Raw genomic sequence first — 3,544 nt, forward strand, 5'->3', positions numbered from 1 at the left:
CCGCCCCCGGCCAGCGGCTCCTCCAGGACCAGCCGCGCCCCGCCCGGCAGCCCCACCTCCGTCCCTGCGGGGCCGCCCGCCCGCGCACGCGTCGTACCCCGTCCGTCCGGCTCCCGCAGTTCGACGGCCCACCGCCCGTCGTCACCCCGGGTCGAGAAGTGCACCACCACCGGCACGGACCCGGTCCGCCCGTCCACCGCCGCGGGCAGCGTCGCCGAGGTGTTCACCACCAGCACGTCACCGGCCCGCAGCAGCCGGGGCAGCTCCCGGAACGCGTGATGCGTCACCTCCGTCCCGCGCGAGACCAGCAGCCGTACGGAATCCCGGCCGAGCCCGGCGCCCCGCTGCTCGGCCGGGACGCGCGCGGACAGCTCCTGGGGCACCTTCCAGACGGACACGGGGGACGCGGGGGACGCGGGCACGAGGGGCCTCATCGCCGCTCCAGCAGCGCGTCGGCGGTGTACCGCCCGCTCACCGGCCGGTCCTCCAGCAACCGCAGGAACGCGGGCGCCACGCTCTCGGGCGCGGGGCGCGGAGTATCGTCCACGGGTACGGCCGCCTCGTACAGCCCGGTCGCCATGTCGCCCGGGTCCACCGCCCACACCCGCAGCCCCGGCTCCTCCTCGGCGAGCACCGCCGCGAGGTGGTCGAGGGCCGCCTTCGAGGCGCCGTAGCCGCCCCAGGTCGGGTACGCCTCCACCGCTGCGTCCGAGCTGACCGTGATCACGGTGCCCACCGCCGAGGCCCGCAGCGCGGGCAGCGACTCCCGCACCAGGCCCAGCGCCGCGACCGTGTTCACCTCCAGCGCCCGCCGGAACCCGTCGAGCGGCAGCTCCGCCAGTCCCACCAGGGGCTCGGCGCCCAGCGCGCTCGCATTGTGCACCAGCAGGTCCACCCCGCCCAGCCGCCGCGCAGCCGCCACCAGCGCGGCCCGGTGCGCGCCGTCCGTGACGTCCCCGGCGAGTGCCACCACCCGCGTACCGTGCCCGGCGACCGCCCCGGCGGCCTCCTTCAGCGCCCCCTCGCCCCGCGCGTCCAGCACCAGGTCCCAGCCCCGCGCGGCCAGCGCGTTCGCCAGCGCCCGCCCCAGCCCCTTCGACGCCCCCGTGATGATCGCGACAGCCATCCTCACCATCCCCTTGGGTCACATGCGACCGCCCCGGCGGGCGGTGACCTCAACCTAGGAACGGCCCGCCCCCGCCCACCTCCGCCTGCGGCCCCGACCCACGCGGTCCCTTCGCCGTACGTCCGGGGCCCCACCCGGGGTACGGGGTCGGACGGCCTACGTCCCCGGCCCTACGCCCAGCGGCCCGGGCGGAGGGCCGCCGGGCCGATCCGCGTCCCGTGCCCCGCCGGTTACGGTGAGGACATGAGTCACGGCACCCGGTCCGGCCTCGCCGCGGTGAGTTCCGCGCTGCTGGCCATGAGCAGGCATCTGGAGGTGCGGGACGTCCTCAAGACGATCGTCGCCTCCGCCCGCGAACTGCTCGACGCCCAGTACGCCGCCCTCGGCGTCCCCGACGACCACGGCGGCTTCGCCCAGTTCGTCGTGGACGGCGTCAGCGACGCACAGTGGAAGGCGATCGGACCGCTGCCCCGGCAGCACGGCGTGCTCGCGGCGATGCTGCGCGAGGCCCGCCCCGAGCGGCTGGCGGACCTGCGGCAGGACCCCCGGTTCGAGGGCTGGCCCGACGCGCACCCCGAACTCGCCGACTTCCTGGGCCTGCCCATCCGCGACGGCGACGAGGTCATCGGCGCCCTCTTCCTCGCCAACAAGAACTGCCAGAAACCGGAAGGCAGTTGCGGCTTCACCGCCGAGGACGAGGATCTGCTCGGCATCCTCGCCCAGCACGCCGCCATCGCCCTCACCAACGCCCGTCTCTACGAACGCAGTCGGGAGCTGACCATCGCCGAGGAACGCTCCCGCCTCGCGCACGAACTCCACGACGCCGTCAGCCAGAAGCTGTTCTCCCTCCGCCTGACCGCCCAGGCCGCCACCGCCCTCGTGGACCGCGACCCCGCCCGCGCCAAGGAGGAGCTGCACCAGGTGGCCGCCCTCGCGGCCGAGGCGGCGGACGAACTGCGCGCGGCCGTCGTCGAGTTGCGCCCCGCCGCACTGGACGAGGACGGCCTCGTCGCCACCCTCCGCACCCAGATCCAGGTCCTCGACCGCGCCCACAGCGCCCGCGTCACCTTCACCAGCCACGGCATCCGCGCCCTGCCCGCCGCCCAGGAGGAGGCCCTGCTCCGGGTCGCCCAGGAGGCCCTGCACAACGCACTGCGCCACTCCGGCGCGGCCCACGTCGAGGTCGTCATGGCCCGGCGCGGCAACGGCGTCGTCCTGCGCGTCACCGACGACGGCGACGGCTTCGACCCCACGACCGTCCGCCGCGCCGGGCGCCATCTGGGACTGGTCTCCATGCGGGACCGCGCGAGCGGGGTCGGCGGCACGCTGACCGTGGAATCGGCGCCCGGCAAGGGCACCGCGATCGAGATGGAGGTGCCCGGTGGCTGACCCGATCAAGGTGCTCCTCGTCGACGACCACCAGGTCGTCCGCCGGGGCCTGCGCACCTTCCTGGAGGTGCAGGACGACATCGAGGTCGTCGGCGAGGCGGCCGATGGCGCCGAAGGAGTCGCCCAGGCAGAGGAGTTGCGCCCCGAGGTCGTCCTCATGGACGTCAAGATGCCGGGCACGGACGGCATCGAGGCCCTGCGCAAGCTCCGTGAACTCGACAACCCCGCACGGGTGTTGATCGTCACCAGCTTCACCGAGCGCCGTACGGTCGTCCCCGCCCTGCGCGCGGGCGCCGCCGGATACGTCTACAAGGACGTGGACCCCGACGCCCTCGCCGCCGCCATCCGCTCCGTGCACGCCGGACACGTCCTGCTCCAGGCCGAGGTCGCCGACGCCCTGCTCTCCCAGGAGGAGACCAACCCCGGCCAGGGCAGGGGCGGTTCACTCACCGACCGCGAGCGCGAGGTGCTCGGTCTGATCGCCGACGGCCGCTCCAACCGCGAGATCGCCCGCGCCCTCGTCCTGTCCGAGAAGACCGTCAAGACGCACGTCTCCAACATCCTCATGAAACTCGACCTGGCCGACCGCACCCAGGCGGCGCTGTGGGCGGTACGTCACGGTGTGACCGGCTGAAACCCGGTCAACTTCGGCCCCACGAACGGTGATCCGAAAGGTCACCGTCCGATCCGAGATTCATACCGTCGTGGGAATGTCACCCGTACGGCGCAACCTCGTCCCGCCCCCGCCGTTCTCCAGTGCGTGCCACGGCGAACCGCCGCGGTGAATGCCAAGGAGGGGTTGGACATGAAGAACCTGAAGAAGGTCGCGGCCGTGACGATGGTGACCGGCGGACTGATCGCGGCGGGCGCGGGCATGGCCTCCGCCAGCAGCGGCGCCTCTGGCGCGGCCACGGCCTCGCCGGGCGTCGTCTCGGGCAACGTCATCCAGGCGCCGGTGCACGTCCCGGTGAACGTCGTCGGCAACACCGTCGACGTCATCGGCCTGCTGAACCCGGCCTTCGGCAACAC

5 protein-coding genes are annotated in these 3,544 nt (G+C 74.0%); 3 read left to right on the forward strand and 2 right to left on the reverse strand.

All coding sequences use genetic code 11. The features are described 5' to 3' along the window. The coding region (locus tag GTW40_RS09735) for an S-adenosylmethionine:tRNA ribosyltransferase-isomerase (RefSeq protein ID WP_161179767.1) at positions 1-434 on the reverse strand (434 nt) is incomplete at its 3' end. Then, complete coding sequence (locus GTW40_RS09740) at positions 431-1,126, reverse strand: SDR family oxidoreductase (RefSeq protein WP_161179768.1); 696 nt, start codon at positions 1,124-1,126, stop codon at positions 431-433. The genes GTW40_RS09735 and GTW40_RS09740, both read right to left, overlap by 4 nt. A gap of 243 nt (positions 1,127-1,369) precedes the next feature. Between GTW40_RS09740 and GTW40_RS09745 the strand changes: the two genes are divergently transcribed. The 3 genes from GTW40_RS09745 to GTW40_RS09755 all read left to right on the forward strand — a co-directional run. Next, the gene (locus tag GTW40_RS09745) at positions 1,370-2,515 is read left to right on the forward strand and encodes a GAF domain-containing sensor histidine kinase (RefSeq protein ID WP_161179769.1); all 1,146 of its coding nucleotides are present in this window, start codon (positions 1,370-1,372) and stop codon (positions 2,513-2,515) included. Continuing rightward, positions 2,508-3,149, forward strand: coding sequence for a response regulator transcription factor (locus GTW40_RS09750; RefSeq protein WP_161179770.1), 642 nt, complete (start codon positions 2,508-2,510; stop codon positions 3,147-3,149). Before GTW40_RS09745 ends, GTW40_RS09750 begins: the two co-directional genes overlap by 8 nt. Positions 3,150-3,320: 171 nt before the next feature. Further along, positions 3,321-3,544 (forward strand): chaplin (locus tag GTW40_RS09755; protein ID WP_161179771.1); only part of this gene is annotated, 224 nt, incomplete at its 3' end.

Source organism: Streptomyces sp. SID4985 (assembly GCF_009863025.1).
Taxonomy (GTDB): Bacteria; Actinomycetota; Actinomycetes; order Streptomycetales; family Streptomycetaceae; genus Streptomyces.

Excerpts from the sequence above, each read along its gene's own strand:
- GTW40_RS09740 (WP_161179768.1), bottom strand. The coding sequence starts at position 1,126 with ATGGCTGTCGCGATCATCACGGGGGCGTCGAAGGGGCTGGGGCGGGCG.
- GTW40_RS09745 (WP_161179769.1), top strand. The coding sequence starts at position 1,370 with ATGAGTCACGGCACCCGGTCCGGCCTCGCCGCGGTGAGTTCCGCGCTG.